Here is a 15,802-nt window from a genome sequence, read left to right as displayed (position 1 = left end):
CGATCGCCGACGAATCGGCCGACTTCCACAACCTTTTGCGCCGGGCACACGTTCCCCCACGTATGGACGGAACGCTCGATCACACGATGATTCGCGTCGCCGATCTCGAGGACTCCCTCGACTGGTACCGGACCCACCTCGACTACGAGGAGAAGGACCGCTACGAGGGCGACGGCTTCACGATCGTCTACCTCGGGCCCGAGGACATGCACGAGAACGGCGCCATGCTCGAGCTCACCCACAATGAGGGCGAGGAGCCCGAGGTCGGCGACGCTTGGGGCCACATCGCCGTCCGCGTCCCCGAGGGCGAACTCGAGGACTACTACCAGCAGCTGATGGACGAGGGCGTCGAGGACTACCGCGACCCCGAGTCCTGCGGCGGCCGCTACGCCTTCGTCAAGGACCCCGACGGCCACGAGGTCGAGATCGTCCAGCGCGACCCCGCCGAGGGCGCGCTGTGGTCGCTCGATCACACCATGATCCGCGTCGAGGACGCCGACGAGGCGCTCGGCTTCTGGACCCGGAAGTTCGAGTACGACGAGGCCGGACGCTGGGAGTCCGACACCTTCGCCAACTACTTCGTCGAGCGCGAGGGCGCCGCACCCGAGGAGATGTCCGTCGAACTCACCTACAACTACGACGGCCGCACCTACGACATGGGCGACGCCTGGGGCCACCTCTGTATCCGCGTCGACGACCTCGAAGACGACTGGCACGTGCTCGTGGAACGCGAAGCCGACGACCACCGCGATCCCGAGAGCAACGACAACATGTACGCGTTCACGAGGGGCCCGGACGGCCACGAGATCGAACTGCTCGAACGCGATCCCGAGGCCGACTCGCTGTTCCCGTTCTGACCCTCGATTCGATACCGTTCGGTTCGCGTCGGACCGGTCGGCGATCGGCGGCTACTCGTCCAGAACGTCTTCGTTCCAGGTCGCCGACGCGGTGACTCGGTTGCCGTCGACTTCGTAGGACACCTCGTCCGCGGACGCCCCGAGTCTCGCCTCGAGTTCGGCTTCGGCGTCCCCGTCGAGTTCTTCGAAGGCGGCGGCGAACTCGCCGGACCACTCCGTCTCGCTCTCGATCGTGAGCGAGCTAACGACACCCTTTGCGTCGCCCAGCTCGTCGAGTTCGGCCCCGTCGACGGACTCGACATCTCCCTCGACGTCTCCGGCGTCGTCGAATTCGCCGTAGCCGCCGAATACGGTGTCGCCGTGACCGGCCTGTCCCAGCATCCACTCGAAGTCGCCACCGCGGTCGGCCGCCCGCTCGCCGTCGCCGGTGGAGGCTTCGATCGGGCCGCGAAGGGTGCCGACCGCGTCACCGCCATCGGAACCGTTCGCGATGACGATCCCATCGGCGCCGACGGCGATCGCACCGCCTTGTTCTCGGCTCGCTCCTTCGCCCGGTTCGTAGACGGCGAACTCACCGATCGCGTCGGTTTCTTCGTACTGGATCGCTACCGACCAGTCGTCCTCGGGTGCGTCCGTCAACGCGTCGTGAATCTCGTCCGCCCGGACGTCGCCCGCCATGACGATCGCGTCGTTGACCAGGAGGATCTCGTCGATCGTCGTCTCGAACTCGGTCGACGCTCCCGTCGCGCTTGATTCGCTCTCGTCAGTGGTGAGCAGCCCCGAGAGCCCGGTCCCCACCAGACCAAATCCGCCGACGAACGCGACGACCAGAACGCTCATCATCGGCAAGGCGAGCATCACGTCCTCTTGGTCGAGGAGCTCGTTCTCTGCACCCTCGTCGCTCCAGTTGCCCGTCGTTTCGCCGGCCTCGCCGGCAGCGTCGAGGGCCGCCCAGTCGACGTACGTGTAAAACGTCGCCTTCTCGTCTTCATCCCATGATAACCATCGCGCGTACGAAGGAAGGCTACTCCCGGCTTCCTCGCTGTCGCCGTCGTTCTCACCAGCCCCGTCGTCGCTTCCACCGGAGTCGCCCCCGCCGAGACAGCCGGCTATCGCACCCGTAGACACCGCCGCCGTCGCCCCCGCTCGCTCGAGCAGCGTTCGTCGGTTGAGTTCCATCGGGAGAACGGTTGAAAGTGTGCCCATAAAGTATTTCTGGCTCGACTACCGATCGCCGTCGGCTCCGGATCGAAATTCGAGCGTTCGAACCGAACACGCCGATTTGCGAATACGCCGACAGTATCGGAACGGGATCGTCGACTCCGACCGACGCGGGACGGATAATCACGCGTTGTCCTGTGTGTCTCGATCGGTGATGGAAATCGAGAAAAACCGATCGAACCCGGTTGAGCCCCCTGATTATGCCGATGTTTACTTGGTACAACAGACTGACTGTTCATCCAGAAAACTTATTACAGACCCTTTAATACATCCGGATACCCCTACCCGGTGCGAGCCGACCACCTCGGTCATTGCATCGGTGGTTGGTTCGCGCTCCAGGCGAATCGCACGCGAACCACACAATCACGATAACAACATAATACATGACAAACGAACCATCATACCGCGAAAAGGGACGCGCAGTGTTCCTGGCCGCGCTTATGGTCCTCTCCGTTGTCGCGATGGCAGCTTCCTTTACGGGCGCTGTCGCCGCCGACAACCACATCGACGCCACGTTCAGCGCGGACGATGTCGAGAACGTATGGATCGGCCAACAAGTGCAAATTACGGATCTCAACAAACCTGCTGACTTAGTGCAGGGCGACGACGCTGTCCGAAACCTCTACGTCGACGACAGCGGTAACGCGACCCTCGATACGAGCGACCTCGACCAAGGTCGCTACGAGATCCAGCACGGTAACCAGACAACGGAAACCTTCTGGATCTTCGAGCACAAGATCGACGTCGGGTTCGAAGACAGCACGGTCAATCAGGAAGAAACCTCCCTCACGTACGACGACGTCAGTAGTGAGGAAGCCCGTGCCGGAGATGTCACTCTCCACATCAGCGGTGAGCGCGACGGCGAATCGCTCAGCGCAAGCGACCTCGAAGAAATCTTCGGCGAAGACACGCAGGTCGACGACGAGGACAAAGTCGCAGTGACGGTTAACGACACTAACGGTGACAGCGTCTCGGCTGACTTCTCCAATTCGGACACCGGTAACTACACGTTCACGGTTTCCGTCGCCGACACGACCGCCGAAGAAACCGCTGAGGTCACCGTCAACGAGGCGATCGACTCTGACGCTTCGTTCGACGACAGAAACTACGAGGAGAACGCCGGCGACGTCGCCGAATTCACCGTCGACGTCCAGTCGACCAACAATCTCGTTGTCAACGTGACGGACCAGGAAGGGTACTACCGTGCTGAGATCGCCGTCGAGAACATCGGCGACGAGGACAACGTGACCGTTCAGTTCAACTCGTACAAGGCCGGCCACGGTAACGATGACGTCGTGACCGTCCTCGATGACGAGGGTGAACCAATCTCCGGCAGCGACGTGACCGTCACCGAGTACCTCGGCGGCGACGAGAATGCGACGTTCGGTGACGATCAGCGTCTCCTTCCGGGCGACTACGACCTCGAAGCCTACGTCAATGGTCAGTCCGACGAAGTCGACGCTGCGGTCCTGCTCCTCACCGAGCGATCGACCAGCGACCTGAAGCCGTCGGTCCTCCCCGGTGACTACAACGTCGACGATGTCGACGCCGACATCATCGCGGACAACGCTACCGAACGCGACTACGTGACCGAGCGTGACCTCCTGGTCACCGAAGTCGAAGCGTCCGGTATCTACGGCTACGCGTTCGACGACGGTAACTGGGCGAGCGGCGAGGGTCTCGAGTTCAACTTCGAAGACACGGACAAACCGCGCTACGGCACGCCCGACAGTTTCACGCTTGAGGATCTGAACAGCTCCGAATACAACATCGTCACTGACGAAGACAACAACAGGTTCTACGTCGTCGTCGATGTCGGCGCGGTCGAGGACCTCGGCGCCGACGAAACTTGGAACGCTGAGTTCAACGTAACCGAAGCCAACCCGTACGTCGATGAGAACGAAGTCGCTGACGCCGATTTCGACGTCGAAGAACCCACTATCGAACTCGACGGTGAGTTCGACGACGACGACCGCTTCAAGGTTGGTAACGGCGAAGCGTCCGAAATCGCCGCTACGACGAACGTCGCACCCGGTACGACAACTGACTTCCGTGTGCGTGCAACTTCGGAGATCTACACCGACGCCGCCACCGTCGACGAGAACGGTAAAGTCTCGACGACGTTCGATCTCAGCAGCCACGATCCCGGCGAGGAAATCCGTCTGGTCCGTGCCATGATCGACAGTGACACGAAGGCAGTGTCGGAAGGTATCTTCGTCCAGGGCGAACCCGTCGAAGAACCCGAAGGGATCAACCTCGAGACTAACGCACCGGAGACGGTCCAAGTCGACGGGGAAGCAACCCTCGACGTGAACATCACCAACAACGGTGATGAGGCGAACATGACCAACTACACGGTCACCATCGCCGGCGAAGAAGTCGACAGCGGCGAACTCGACCTCAACGCTAGCGAATCCTGGGAGAACTCCTACGACTTCAACACCAGCGCCGCAGGCGACATCGAGTGGTCGGTCACCACCGACGACGCCGAAGACTCCGGCACGCTGACCGTTACAAATGAGAGTGACGGCACTCCCGGTGACGGCACCTCCGGTGACGGTGACTCCGATGACACCGGCGGCTCTGATGACACTGGCGGTAACGACACCGACAGTGACGGCGATGACGGCGACAACCCCGTACCCGGCTTCGGCGTCGCTGTCGCGCTCGTCGCGCTGCTCGCCGCCGCCATGCTGGCCGTCCGCAAGGACTAACCAGTAACTAACCACCGGATCACTCCGGCCTTTGCGGTTTCATTTTATTGGCGCTATACCGGGTAGCAACGGCTGTACTTCTCGATCGTACCACGGGCCGTCATCGTGACTAACGATCGGTCGTGATCGGACTGACGACTGCGTACAGGAACGGCTACCCCATGGCGCGAATCGAGAAAAACGATGCAGTCCGCTGCCGCGGTGCTCGACGTTACTCGAGGAATCGCTCCTGGACGTTCCCGGTCGGCATCATGCAGCGATCGCGCTCGCCGAACAGGCGGTACCGATTACTGGCGACGAGGTCGTACGCGCGATCGCGAACCGATCGCGGCACGAACCGAAACGGGGAGCAGAGCGCGTAGACGCCGCCGAGCAGCGCCGCGATCCGAATGACCGCGCCGGACTTGACGTAGCAGTCGTCGCCCTCGATGAGCACGATCGACTCCAGTTCGTCGGTCGGGAGATCGTGGTCGGCTAACAGCTGTTTCCCGACCTCCGACTGGAGCGATGCGAAGTGGAACCGTTCCTCCGAGTCCCGCGGCACGAGAAACTGCACGAACCCGTTACAGAGGTTACAGACGCCGTCGAAGAGGACGATCGGATCGTCATCCGGAATCTCGACGCTCATCGGCACTGGGCTAGCGTTTGGCGGCTCGGCAGTTCAGTATTGCGATCGCACGCAGCCCCAGCGCAGTCGACCGACAGCGGACGACCGACCCGGCCCCGAACGGCCCGACGCCCGCCGACTTCGGGAACGGTGCAACGATCATTTCACCGTTCAACAAGCTTATACGAGTCCGGTCGAGACTCGTGGTAGACGGTGTAACAGCAGGATGGCACTGGACCGGCAACGACTCGCAAACGCACGGAATCGCCTCGCAGACGGCGCGGATCGCACCGCGAACGGAATCAGACGTCGGTTCGAGATCGACCGTCGGGCCCTCGCCGCGTTTCGCATCGCAGTCGGCGCGCTGTTGCTCGCCGACCTCCTGCGCCGGGCGCGGAAGCTCGAGGATTTCTACACGGATTCGGGCGTGCTCCCCCGGGAGGCGCTGTACTCGGACTATTCGCCGCTCTACTCCAACACCTTCCACACGCTCTCGGGGGAGACGTGGGCGCAGGCGCTCCTGTTCTGCGTCGCGGGGGCGTTCGCCCTCGCGTTGCTCGTGGGGTATCGGACGCGAATCGCGACGATCGCCTCGTGGCTGTTGCTGGTTTCGCTTCACCTTCGGAATCCGATGGCCATCAACGGCGGCGACGTGTTGTTGCGAATGCTCCTGTTCTGGGCGATCTTCTTGCCCCTCGATTCGCGGTGGGCGGTCGACGCCCGTCGGGTAGATCGGTCCCAGTTGAGTCCGACCGTGGCGTCCGTCGGGACGATGGCGGTCCTGCTGCAGGTGCTGCTCATGTACGTGACCAACGCCATCCACAAATTCCAGAGCGAAAAGTGGACGGGCGGGGAGGCGGTCGCCTACATCTTCCAGGCCGATCACTTCACCTATCTGCTCGGAAACCACCTCGCCGACCAGATCCTGCTGCTGCGCGCGTTCACGTACGCGTGGATGGGACTGATCCTCCTGTCCCCGCTGCTCGTCCTCCTGACCGGACGCGGGCGCGCGGCGATCGCGACGGTGTTCGCCGGCATGCACCTCGGGATGCTCGTCACGCTCCGGATCGACCTGTTCCCGCTGATCGTGATCGCGGGACTGGTGTTGTTTTACCCACCCCGCGTCTGGGACGGCGTCTCCGCGATCGCGACGCGAATCGGGATCGCCGATCCGCTGCAGCGGCTTCTGGCGCGGTTCCAGGCGACGGCGCCCGTGCTGGCGGTTCCTCGACCGACCGAGATCGGCGGAGTTCGATCGCACGTCCCATCGCTCTCGGTCGTCACCGCTCGCGGCCGGGTCCTGTTCGCGACGGTGATTCCGTGGCTGTTGCTGGTGCTCGTCGTCCTCTCGAACGCGGAGGCGGTCGGCTACACGGAGGTTCCCGAGCCGGGAGCGGCAGCCCTCGATACGCTGCAAGCTGATCAGAGCTGGCGGATGTTCGCGCCGAACCCGATATCGACGGCCCAGTGGCTCGTCGTTCCGGGCGAACTGGAGGACGGATCGGAGGTCGACGTGTTGCACGAATCGGACGTCGACTGGGATCGGCCCCCGAACGTCGACGCGACCTACGACACCGCGCGCGAGCGAAAGTACATCTCGAACATGCGCTTCGCCGGCAATAGGAAACACCGGTCGTACTTCGCCAACTACCTGTGTGAACGCTGGAACCGCTCGCACGAGACCGACGTCGAACGGCTTACCGTCTACGGGCTGTCGGACCGGTCCGGGCCGTACGAGGACGAACCGGACGTCGTCGAGGTCAAGCTGATCGAATACGACTGCTCGGGCGAGTTCGTCCAGCGGACGTACTCCTGACGCCGCGAGCGAGTCTCGATCGGCGCCGTCTTTTTCGCGATCGACCGATCGCCGTCCTCGAACCCGTGCGGGGACGATCAGCACGCTGAAGCACCGGGACCGACCAGAAGTCGGTATGAGCGACCGGAGTTCGAACGGGACGACGCGCCATCGCGGAGGCGACGACTGATGGACGAACAAACCGAACGGACCGTACTGGCGCTCGCGATCGGGCTGCCGATCGGTCTCGCGATCGGCGCCGTATTCGTGATCGTCTTCGACGAGTTGCTGCTCGGGTTGTCGTCCGCGCTGACGTTCGGAATCGTCATCGCGGCGTTGCTCGCGAATCGGTGGAGAGAGAAGTCGAACTAGTCGTCGGCGGCAGCGGCCTCGGTCTCGGTGCTCGCGTTCGCCCGTTCGAGGTCTTCGAGGTACTCATCAGCGTCGAGGGCGGCCTTGCTGCCCATGCCGGCCGCGGTCACGGCCTGCTGGTAGTGGTAATCGACGACGTCGCCGGCGCCGAAGATGCCGGGCACGTCCGTCTCGGTCTGGCCGCCGCCGTCGCCGCCCTGGGTGCGGAGGTAGCCCTCGTCGTCCATCTCGACGCCAGTCTCTTCGAGGTACTCGGTGTTCGGGGTGTGACCGATCGCGAAGAAAACGGCGCCGACGTCGAACTTGAACTCCTCGGTTTCGGGATCGGCGATTCGATCGGTCGGATGGCCCTGCTCGTTGTGGACGAGGGTGACGCGGTCGACGCCCTCCTCCTGAGAGCCGTGGATTTCGATCAGTTCGGTGTTCTTCATGATCTCGATTTCGCCCTCTTCGACCTTCTCGTGGACGCGGTCGACCCAGTAGTCTTCGGCGCGGAACTCGTCGCGACGGTGGGCGATGTAGACGGTGTCGGCGAACTTCGTCAGGAAGGTGGCCTCCTCCATGGCGGCGTCGCCGCCGCCGACGACGAGCATATCCTCGTCGCGGAAGAACGCGCCGTCGCAGGTCGCGCAGGTAGAGAGCCCGTAGCCCATGAGTTCGTCCTCGCCGGGGATGCCCAGCGTGCGGGCGCTCGCACCGGAGGCGGCGATGATGGCGTCGGCGGTGTAGACGTCGCCGTTGGTCAGTTCGACGCGGAACGGGCGGGTGTCGGTGTCGACGCGTTCGACGACGCCGTTGATGAGATCGGCACCGAACTTCTTCGCCTGCGCTTTCATGTTATTCACGAGTTCGGGGCCGCTGATCCCCTCGGGGAAGCCGGGGTAGTTCGCGACGTCGGTCGTGAGCGTGAGCTGGCCGCCGGGTTCGTCACCCTCGATGACCAGCGGCTCGTTGTTCGCGCGGCCGGCGTAGATCGCGGCGGTGAGGCCGGCGATGCCGGTGCCGGCGATGATCAGCTTGCGGTGTTCCACCTCGTTGTCGCCGTCGTCGTCGATCCCCAGTTTCTCGTCGAGTTCGCCGGTTTCGTCGAGGGCACTGGTGTCGTCCCAGCCGCCGATCAGTTCGTCGTCGATGAACACTTCGGGTGCGGTTTTGCGGCCGTCCGCGCGCTCGACCATCTCTTCGAAGCGATCGTCGTCTCCGGTGACGTTGTAGGTCTCGTACTCGACTCCCTTGCTGTCGAAGAGATCCGTTGCCTTCTCACAATAGGGGCACTCCTCTTTGGTATAGATCTCGACACGAGGCTGATCGCTCATGCCAGACACTTGGGAAACTGCGCCTAAACCCCTTGCGTTCTCAGCAACGGCACCCGTTTGCTACGACGCACCGAATGCAGTCACTGACGCGCCGGCGTCCCCACCCGGACGGCTTCGTCCCCTCCACGAACTCGATGGTGACGGATACCTCCTCTCTAATCCGCTCGTCGATCGCGGACTCGATCGACGTCGCTTCGTTCCACGGTCCGGACGTAGTCGATCTCTTCGCGCCCGAGCGTTCGGAACACCTCGGTCCGTTTGCGACCCGGGACGAGGACCTGGATCGGTCGCACTTGCAGCGTCCACGACGATTCGCGTAAAACCGATACGCCGACGCGGTATCTCCTCGTGGCGTCGATCGGCCCTCGACGGATTTACGGACTCGACCGGCGTCGTCCCGGGTATGACCGCGGATCTCGAAGAGAAAACGGATCGGTACGGCGACCTGCTCGCCGAAGCGCTCGAAGCGGCGACGATCGCCCCGCCGGAGGGTACGCCGATGGCGACGGCAGCCGAAGAATGCCGAGAGATGGCCGCGTCGTACCTCGCCGACGGCGATCACTTTCGAGAGAACGGCGACCTCGTCAACGCGCTCGCGTCGTTTTCGTACGGACACGCGTGGCTCGACGCCGGTGCGCGAGTCGGATTGTTCGATGTTCCAACGGACGGCCACCTATTCACGGTTTGAGCCGGCTTCGGCGGTTCCAGGAGACGCGAGCTCCAATCTGTGTGGGTACTACTGTTTTATCCGTCCGGAATGGACGTCCGAACGACGAGGTGGTCCCGTGCCGTCGTCTCCCGCGACCGAATCCGGCTTCGCCCGGTCACCGACGATCGACGCGGCGAGTATCGCCGGGTGGGCAACCCACACATTCCGAACGATTAATAACCATATAACCGAAACATATATAACAGGATATCCAGACAGTTTATAAGCTGGCCGAAATCTTTATATCCCTTACGGCCTTACTCTATGTTAGCTGAGGCGACCGGGTTTCTTCTGGTTACCCCACCCGGGAGCCCCGAGTAACCGACCCGATATCCCATGACAGACACCAATATCCGAACGTACGAGAGAGAGGCGGAGGAGGAATCGACGCCGCGAACCGACGAGCGCGAGCACTGTCCGGAGTGCGGTGGTCGACTCGTTTCGGACACGGAGCACGCCGAGACCGTCTGCGAGGATTGCGGACTGGTCGTCGAGGAGGACGAGATCGATCGCGGGCCGGAGTGGCGCGCGTTCGACGCCGCCGAGAAGGACGAGAAGAGCCGCGTGGGCGCCCCGACGACGAACATGATGCACGACCAGGGGCTCTCGACCAACATCGGTTGGCAGGACAAAGACGCCTACGGCCGGACGCTCTCCAGTCGCCAACGCCAGAAGATGCAGCGCCTGCGCACCTGGAACGAGCGCTTTCGCACCCGCGACTCCAAGGAGCGCAACCTCAAGCAGGCGCTCGGCGAAATCGATCGAATGGCAAGCGCGCTCGGCCTCCCCGAGAACGTCCGCGAGACCGCCTCGGTCATCTACCGCCGCGCGCTCGAAGAGGACCTCCTCCCCGGCCGATCGATCGAGGGTGTCGCCACGGCCTCGCTGTACGCCGCCGCCCGACAGGCGGGGACGCCGCGCAGCCTCGACGAGATTTCGGCCGTCAGCCGCGTCGACAAGATGGAGCTCACCCGCACGTACCGGTACGTGATTCGCGAGCTCGGCCTCGAGGTCAAACCGGCCGATCCCGAACACTACGTCCCGCGGTTCGTCAGCGACCTCGATCTCTCCGACGAGACCGAGCGAATGGCACGGGAACTGCTCGAATCGGCCCGTCAGAAGGGCGTCCACAGCGGCAAGTCGCCGGTCGGCCTCGCGGCCGCGTCGGTCTACGCCGCGGCGCTGCTGACCAACGAGAAGGTCACCCAGAACGACGTCAGCGAGGTCGCCAGCATCTCCGAAGTGACCATTCGCAACCGCTACAAGGAACTGCTCGAAGCGTCGGACACCGCGGCGCCGGCCTGAAGACTGGTATCCGGGTCGGCGTCTCGACGTTCGGTTCAGCTTGACTTGTCGGATTTTCGCGGTGCCGTCGTACGCGCGACAAAGCTTTTGTCGCCCCGTGTGCAAACGGGTATCATGGATGAAACGACCGTTCAACTGTTGTGTCCCGAGTGTGCGAAAGATTGGCAGCTTTCGCCGGACAAACTCCCGACGCCCGCCGAAATGTTCCACTGCCCGAACTGTCACGCGTCTCGGCGTACGTCCGAGTTTATGCGGACGGACCGCGATCTCCAGACGTTGAAACAACTCGGTTGATCGGTCGCGCTCGTTCCGTTTTCGCCCGTCATATTTTTTCGTCGTGGCGGCCGTTTAGCTCTCGAACGAACCGCTGTCAAAAGATGGAGAGAAACAGCGCCTTACGGCGATAACGCAGCGTTTACGAGCCCAGTGGAATCGAGATTATCGACAGTAGGCGACGGTTTCGATCGGTCTCATAAACTGATACACTAGTAATCGAACAGGGGCTGCATGTTAACGCGACTCAAGATAATAATATAACCCTGCAGTGGATACCATTGGATGGTTATGAAGAAGCAGGAGCTCATTCACCTTCACGGCCTTCTCGCCGAAGTATCGAACCAGTGCGCGGAGTGGAACGACTGCCAGATCGATCTCGAAGAGTACGAATCGCTCGGTATTCGACCGACATCGATTCACAAATCAAAAACCGACCACAAGGCTGCTGTTTTTGCACTCGCAGGGGGAATCACGACGAACATGCGAGAGGGGGAGCAGGAAGCCGTCGCCGCTACCGCAGACTGAGTTTTACGCTGCACCTCTGACCGAAATCGATTGCAGAGACGACCGTCTCTCGTTCTCCTCTTTGTCTCCGCTAAACTCGTTCCGACCGAAACGATCGTCGCGATCGGAGATCGGCGCCGGTGACGATCGATTACCGACTGTTTCAGCGGGAAACCGGGGCCGTACTATTCGACGAGGTCTTCGAACTCGGGAAGGATCTCCTCGTCGTCGTCGTCTTCGTCCGACGGCTCCGCGTCGGCGTCTGAATCCGACTCAGTATCGTCGGAGTCCGTCTCCGCGTCCGCCGTTTTCTCGTCGTCGTCCTCCTCTTCGAGCACGTCGACCTGGTTGACCTCCAGCGGGATGTTTTCGAGCCGTTGCCCGATCTCTTTGCGTGCGATTCGCGAGGCGTGTTCCTCGCGCTCGACGTTGAAGACGGTCATCTCCAGTTCGAGCGCGACGAGCGCCTCGTCCGCTGCGATGAACGCGGGCGGGAGTTCCTCCCCCGACGGTGAGGTCCGCTCGCCCATGTTGATCTCCACGTAGTTCAGATCAGGGTTCAACATCTCGCCCGTCTTCGAGATGGCGATACGGATCGCCTCGTCTTCCGTCTCCACGTCGAACACCGGCACCGCGGCTTCGACGACGACCCTGCAGTTCATACACGGTTATTGTATCGCATCCGGTATGAAGGTTCGCCTCGGTGACCCGGGATCCGGCCCGCGTACCGAGTCAGCGCCCCCGAGCGGCGGTTCTCTCGAGGTTCCCTCTGCAGGGGACCGGTTCGAAAGGGCCAAGCCGTTCCTCACCAACTCTCGTTCGAATGCAGACGGGCGCGATCGCGATCGACGACCTCGCGGGCGGACTCGACCTCTACCGGACGCTCGAAAGCGGCCAGAGCTACCTCTGGCGTCGATCGGACGGCGAGATGTACGGCGGCGACCCCGCGCCCGAGGCGTGGTACCACACGGTCGTCGACGGGCGCTTCGTCGGCGACGGCTCGTCTTCCGGGGAGGTGATCCGCGTTCGACAGCGAGACGGCGTACTGGAGTGGCGGTCGACGACCGACGCGGAACCGATCCTCCGCCGACTCCTGCGCCTCGACGACGACCTCGAGTCGATCGCCGCGGCCGCCCCCGAGGATCCGCTGGTCCGGGAGGCTTACGAGGCACACTGCGGGATGCGCCTCGTCGCGGATCCGCCCTTCGGGACGCTGATCTCCTTCATCTGCTCGGCCCAGATGCGCGTCAGGCGCATCCACCGCATGGTTTCGACGCTCGCCCGCGAGTACGGCGACGCGATCGAGTTCGACGGCGAGGCCGTGTACGCGTTCCCGACGCCGGAGCAGCTCGCGGCCGCGACCGAGTCGGAGCTTCGCGAGCTCGGACTGGGCTACCGCGCCCCGTACGTCGTGCGAACGGCCGAGATGGTCGCGAACGGCGAGGCCCACCCCGCCGAGGCGCGGGATCTCGAGTACGAGGCCGCCCGCGACTACCTCACCCGGTTCGTCGGCGTCGGGGACAAGGTGGCCGACTGCATCCTGCTGTTCTCGCTGGGCTTCGACGAGGCCGTCCCGCTCGACACCTGGATCAGGTCCGCGATCGAGGAGCACTACCCCGACTGCGATCGGGGCTCGTACGCGGCGACCTCGCGGGCCATCCGCCAGCGATTCGGCGGCGAGTGTGCGGGGTACGCGCAGACGTACGTGTTTCATCACCTCCGAACCGGCGAGTGAACCGGCTCAGACCCGCGCTCGCAGCCCGCACCGGCCGTGCGGAACAGTTTTGTTGGATAACCGTCAACTATCGCGTATGAGTACGGGAACGATCGTCTCCTTGCTCGTCGCGGCCGGATTCGTCGGCCTATTCGGAGCGCTGATCAAGTACGCAGGGATGGTCTCCCTGATCGCAGGGTACGATCCGGACGCCGTGACCGACGAGGAGGGACTCGCGGATTTCATCGGGACGAACACGCTGTACGTCGCCGCGCTCTTGCTCGCGGTCGCCGCCGTCGAGTACGCGGAACCGATCGACGCGAGCGAGGGCGTCTGGATCGCGTTCGTGGTCGGTGTCGGGCTACTAACCGTTCGAATGATTCGCGGTACCCGCCGGTACGAAACGGCTCGTTGAAACGATCAGCGGACGATCACTCGTCGTAGTCCTTTCTCCCCGTCACCGCCCAGTAGGCCTGCGAGGCGATCGTCACCGTGAACACGGCGGCCAACACTACGGCGACGCCGATCGCGGCCGTCCGTCCGGCCATGTAGTACGCGAGTCCGGCCGCGGCGAGGACGAACACGAGCGCGCCGACGGCGAGTTCGAGCAACTCCCGGATCGTCGCGCGGCGACTCGAGACGTCGACGAACTCGTCTTCGAGGCGATCGAGGACCCCCATCAGCAAAACTCCCCGAGCGTTCGCTGATCGCGTTTCAGCGGTCGCGCCCGGTAGCCGTACTCGGTCGCGAGCGCGTCCGCGAACGCCTCGTCGGAGCCGTGGTGGGTGTAGACGACCTCGGGATCGATCTCGCAGACTACCGAGACGAGTTCGTCGAAGTCACAGTGGTCGGTCAGCGGGAAGGTGGCGTCGTAGTTCCCCCGGTACCGAAAGGAGTCGTCGACGGCCCAGCCCGAAAAGCCGGCCTTCAGTCCGTCCTCGCGATCGACCGTCCGCTCGACCCACTCCGATCGGGCCTGGTTCGACGGCAGGATCACGATCTCGTCGGTCAGTCCGCGCAGCGAATCGTACGGCTGGCCGTCGAACGAGAGGTCGGTCGCCGACTCGATCGCTCGCGTGACGTCGCGAATCGACTCGGAGGCCAGGATCTCTCGATCGCCGGATCGCTCGGTTGCCTCCCGTGCTATCCACTGCAGTTTCTGCGCCCGGCCGAGCGAGTAGCCGAACAGGAACAGCGGCCGATCGTCGTTGTCGCGGATCCAGTCGACGATTTCGGATTCGAGGTCGGCCTGGGGCGGAAATCGGTACTTCGGTCTGCCGTAGGTGGTCTCGATCACCAGTACGTCCGCCTCGATCGCGCTCGGATCGAACCCGTCGAGATAGCACCGATCGCGGATCGAGACGTCGCCGGTGTAACAGTATCGTCGTCCGGCCTCGTCTTCGATCAGGGCCGCGCGGGAGCCGACGACGTGGCCCGCCGGGACGAGGTCGATCCCCGGCGCGCGATCGACGTACTCGAACTCGGTCCCAGTTCGGGCGGCCGCGATCGCCGCCGTCTCGGCGGAGCAGACCACGGTTCCCGGCGTCGATCGGAACGTGTGATCGGCGTGGGCGTGGCTAACGACGTTCACCTCGCCGACGGCGTTGCGCGCGTCCGCGACGACTGCAGCCTCGCCGTCAGCCTCGAACTCGAAGTGGATCCCGTCCCGATGCCGTACGGTCACTGGGACCGGATACGGGGTCGGACCACCTTGGGTTGTCGGTTCCGCGACCCGGATTCGATTCAGGACGATTTCCGCGCGAACAGTATCTCCGCCGCGTGCTGGTGGGGTTCGTCGCCCGAGTCGTCGTCGAACACGATCTCTCGGCGGCGAACGACGTCCCAGTCCTCGTAGTAGCCCGCCAGCTCGCCAGGTGAGTAGAAGTGCTCGTTTTCCGTCCAGTCCGGTGGCGTCGGGATTGCGGGGTGATCGACGAACGCGAACATTGCGTGCAGTCCGCCGGAGACCGTCCGCTCCTTGAACCGATCGAACTGGCGCCGTCGGTTCTCGGGCCGGATGTACTGGATCGTCCCCGCCGAGTAGACGACGTCGACCGGTTCGGGAGGGACGGCCTCGTTCGCGTCGGCTTCGATCGTCCGAAGGGATGCCCCGCGGTCCCGCGCGAGTCGCTCCGCCTTCCGCAAGCCGTTGGGCGACACGTCCAGCGCGTACACGTCCCACCCCCGTTCGGCGAAGTACACCGCGTCGCGCCCCTCTCCGGCGCCGATATCGATCGCCGTGACGTCGTCGATCGTCTCCGACGCGAGCGCCGCCGTCCGCTCGGCCATCTCGTTCGGCTCTGTTCCCCAGTAGTACTCGTCGCATCCGTACACGCGCTCGAGTTCGTCGAACTTCATCACCACAACATTCGGCTCCGCTGACCTATAGGGTGTGGTCAGGGCGATGATGGA

At 63.5% G+C, this 15,802-nt stretch carries 18 protein-coding genes; 10 read left to right on the top strand and 8 right to left on the bottom strand.

What is annotated here, in order from left to right; all coding sequences use genetic code 11:
* Window positions 1-62 precede the first annotated feature (62 nt).
* Window positions 63-857: a VOC family protein gene (locus MUH00_RS01170; protein ID WP_247001845.1), complete on the top strand. Its 795-nt coding sequence runs from the start codon at window positions 63-65 to the stop codon at window positions 855-857.
* 51 nt (window positions 858-908) lie between these two features.
* Here the strand turns inward: MUH00_RS01170 and MUH00_RS01165 are convergent, their stop codons facing one another.
* Entirely contained in the window at window positions 909-2,036 is a 1,128-nt protein-coding gene (locus MUH00_RS01165) for a hypothetical protein (RefSeq protein WP_247001843.1), read from the bottom strand.
* Window positions 2,037-2,518: 482 nt separating this feature from the next.
* Here MUH00_RS01165 and MUH00_RS01160 point away from each other — a divergent pair, with 482 nt between their 5' ends.
* Window positions 2,519-4,792, top strand: coding sequence for a BGTF surface domain-containing protein (locus MUH00_RS01160; protein ID WP_247001841.1), 2,274 nt, complete (start codon window positions 2,519-2,521; stop codon window positions 4,790-4,792).
* A 211-nt stretch (window positions 4,793-5,003) separates the two neighbouring features.
* On the opposite strand, the gene MUH00_RS01155 is transcribed toward MUH00_RS01160, so the two are convergent.
* Complete coding sequence (locus MUH00_RS01155; protein WP_247001839.1) at window positions 5,004-5,420, bottom strand: thiol-disulfide oxidoreductase DCC family protein; 417 nt, start codon at window positions 5,418-5,420, stop codon at window positions 5,004-5,006.
* A gap of 205 nt (window positions 5,421-5,625) precedes the next feature.
* Between MUH00_RS01155 and MUH00_RS01150 the strand changes: the two genes are divergently transcribed.
* Both MUH00_RS01150 and MUH00_RS01145 read left to right on the top strand, forming a co-directional pair.
* Window positions 5,626-7,215, top strand: a complete 1,590-nt coding sequence (locus MUH00_RS01150) for an HTTM domain-containing protein (RefSeq protein WP_247001838.1) — start codon at window positions 5,626-5,628, stop codon at window positions 7,213-7,215.
* Window positions 7,216-7,383: 168 nt separating this feature from the next.
* Window positions 7,384-7,566, top strand: a complete 183-nt coding sequence (locus tag MUH00_RS01145; protein WP_247001836.1) for a hypothetical protein — start codon at window positions 7,384-7,386, stop codon at window positions 7,564-7,566.
* On the opposite strand, the gene MUH00_RS01140 is transcribed toward MUH00_RS01145, so the two are convergent.
* On the bottom strand, window positions 7,563-8,882 hold the full coding sequence (locus tag MUH00_RS01140; RefSeq protein ID WP_247001834.1) for an FAD-dependent oxidoreductase: 1,320 nt from the start codon (window positions 8,880-8,882) through the stop codon (window positions 7,563-7,565). The genes MUH00_RS01145 and MUH00_RS01140 overlap by 4 nt on opposite strands.
* Window positions 8,883-9,037: 155 nt before the next feature.
* Window positions 9,038-9,175 (bottom strand): hypothetical protein, encoded by a 138-nt coding sequence (locus MUH00_RS01135; RefSeq protein ID WP_247001831.1) that lies wholly within the window; start codon window positions 9,173-9,175, stop codon window positions 9,038-9,040.
* Window positions 9,176-9,285: 110 nt separating this feature from the next.
* Between MUH00_RS01135 and MUH00_RS01130 the strand changes: the two genes are divergently transcribed.
* The 4 genes from MUH00_RS01130 to MUH00_RS01115 all read left to right on the top strand — a co-directional run bounded on the left by MUH00_RS01130 (window position 9,286) and on the right by MUH00_RS01115 (window position 11,697).
* Complete coding sequence (locus MUH00_RS01130) at window positions 9,286-9,570, top strand: DUF357 domain-containing protein (RefSeq protein WP_247001830.1); 285 nt, start codon at window positions 9,286-9,288, stop codon at window positions 9,568-9,570.
* Window positions 9,571-9,927: 357 nt separating this feature from the next.
* Window positions 9,928-10,896 (top strand): transcription initiation factor IIB, encoded by a 969-nt coding sequence (locus MUH00_RS01125; protein ID WP_247001828.1) that lies wholly within the window; start codon window positions 9,928-9,930, stop codon window positions 10,894-10,896.
* Between the two features lie 114 nt (window positions 10,897-11,010).
* Complete coding sequence (locus MUH00_RS01120) at window positions 11,011-11,190, top strand: DUF7836 family putative zinc-binding protein (protein ID WP_247001826.1); 180 nt, start codon at window positions 11,011-11,013, stop codon at window positions 11,188-11,190.
* A gap of 270 nt (window positions 11,191-11,460) precedes the next feature.
* The gene (locus MUH00_RS01115) at window positions 11,461-11,697 is read left to right on the top strand and encodes a UPF0058 family protein (RefSeq protein WP_247004037.1); all 237 of its coding nucleotides are present in this window, start codon (window positions 11,461-11,463) and stop codon (window positions 11,695-11,697) included.
* 164 nt (window positions 11,698-11,861) lie between these two features.
* Here the strand turns inward: MUH00_RS01115 and MUH00_RS01110 are convergent, their stop codons facing one another.
* A complete protein-coding gene (locus MUH00_RS01110; protein WP_247001824.1) occupies window positions 11,862-12,338 on the bottom strand; it encodes a DUF555 domain-containing protein in 477 nt (158 codons plus the stop codon).
* 161 nt (window positions 12,339-12,499) lie between these two features.
* Between MUH00_RS01110 and MUH00_RS01105 the strand changes: the two genes are divergently transcribed.
* A complete protein-coding gene (locus tag MUH00_RS01105; RefSeq protein WP_247001822.1) occupies window positions 12,500-13,411 on the top strand; it encodes a DNA-3-methyladenine glycosylase family protein in 912 nt (303 codons plus the stop codon).
* Window positions 13,412-13,487: 76 nt separating this feature from the next.
* The gene (locus tag MUH00_RS01100) at window positions 13,488-13,805 is read left to right on the top strand and encodes a DUF3784 domain-containing protein (protein ID WP_247001820.1); all 318 of its coding nucleotides are present in this window, start codon (window positions 13,488-13,490) and stop codon (window positions 13,803-13,805) included.
* 16 nt (window positions 13,806-13,821) lie between these two features.
* Here MUH00_RS01100 and MUH00_RS01095 read toward each other — a convergent pair whose 3' ends face one another.
* The 3 genes from MUH00_RS01095 to MUH00_RS01085 are packed head-to-tail and all read right to left on the bottom strand — an operon-like array spanning window position 13,822 to window position 15,748.
* Window positions 13,822-14,070 carry a hypothetical protein gene (locus MUH00_RS01095; protein WP_247001818.1) on the bottom strand — a complete coding sequence of 83 codons (249 nt, stop codon included), beginning with the start codon at window positions 14,068-14,070 and terminating at the stop codon, window positions 13,822-13,824.
* Window positions 14,070-15,074, bottom strand: coding sequence for an MBL fold metallo-hydrolase (locus tag MUH00_RS01090; protein ID WP_247001816.1), 1,005 nt, complete (start codon window positions 15,072-15,074; stop codon window positions 14,070-14,072). The genes MUH00_RS01095 and MUH00_RS01090 overlap by 1 nt, the downstream gene beginning before the upstream one ends.
* A gap of 59 nt (window positions 15,075-15,133) precedes the next feature.
* Window positions 15,134-15,748, bottom strand: a complete 615-nt coding sequence (locus tag MUH00_RS01085; RefSeq protein ID WP_247001814.1) for an SAM-dependent methyltransferase — start codon at window positions 15,746-15,748, stop codon at window positions 15,134-15,136.
* Window positions 15,749-15,802 lie beyond the last annotated feature (54 nt).

Origin of the sequence: Halosolutus gelatinilyticus (assembly GCF_023028105.1) — an archaeon.
Lineage (GTDB): Archaea > Halobacteriota > Halobacteria > Halobacteriales > Natrialbaceae > Halosolutus > Halosolutus gelatinilyticus.
The sequence above is the reverse complement of the archived record's forward strand: the minus strand, read 5'-3'. Positions and strand labels throughout refer to the sequence as shown.